At 35.8% G+C, this 584-nt stretch carries 1 protein-coding gene; it reads right to left on the bottom strand.

Translation table 11 applies throughout. The features are described 5' to 3' along the window. Positions 1-58: 58 nt before the first annotated feature. Complete coding sequence (locus tag F752_RS0123165) at positions 59-310, bottom strand: hypothetical protein (protein ID WP_017734125.1); 252 nt, start codon at positions 308-310, stop codon at positions 59-61. Positions 311-584 lie beyond the last annotated feature (274 nt).

Below are 584 nucleotides of genomic sequence, written 5' to 3'. Positions count from 1 at the left end.
GATAAAATAAGGAGAAATTAACCTGTAGAACTACCGCGTTGTGCAACGGCTACTAGGGTTATAGTGCGTTTCTTTTATTTTCTCTTATCAGCATCCATGTCAATATAACTGGTATCGCTAATCCTATGATGAGGAGTGAATATTTAATCAATCCGACAATCGCCAGAAAAGCAAAGCCTGTACTTACTCTATAACTGTTAGCTTCATTTTGAAATTTTACCAAGTCAGCCGAATTGTCCAGATAATAGAACCCAATCAAACTTGCAAGAGCAAAAAAGTAGTAGCCTATTATTTTCAGTTTCTTGTTCAAATCCTTTTATTTTTTTTTGCCAATCAGTCTGTGGCAGTAGATTTTCCGGAATTCAATCCAGCTAGTGGAGTCAACTACAATTCTGAATTACACTTTAAAATACGTCACATTTAGTTATTAGAGCATTTTTATTTCCAAATCCCTTACTCATCGTCGATGTCGTCCACCGAATTTATCTTAGCCCCTCGAATGGGTGAATGCACTATAACTTTACAGGGTTTTATGCAAAGTCTGAGCAAAAAAATAAGAGATAAAGAGGAGAAAACCTAATGGT

This window comes from Nafulsella turpanensis ZLM-10, assembly GCF_000346615.1.
Lineage (GTDB): Bacteria > Bacteroidota > Bacteroidia > Cytophagales > Cyclobacteriaceae > Nafulsella > Nafulsella turpanensis.
This window is presented reverse-complemented; position numbering and strand designations above follow the sequence as displayed.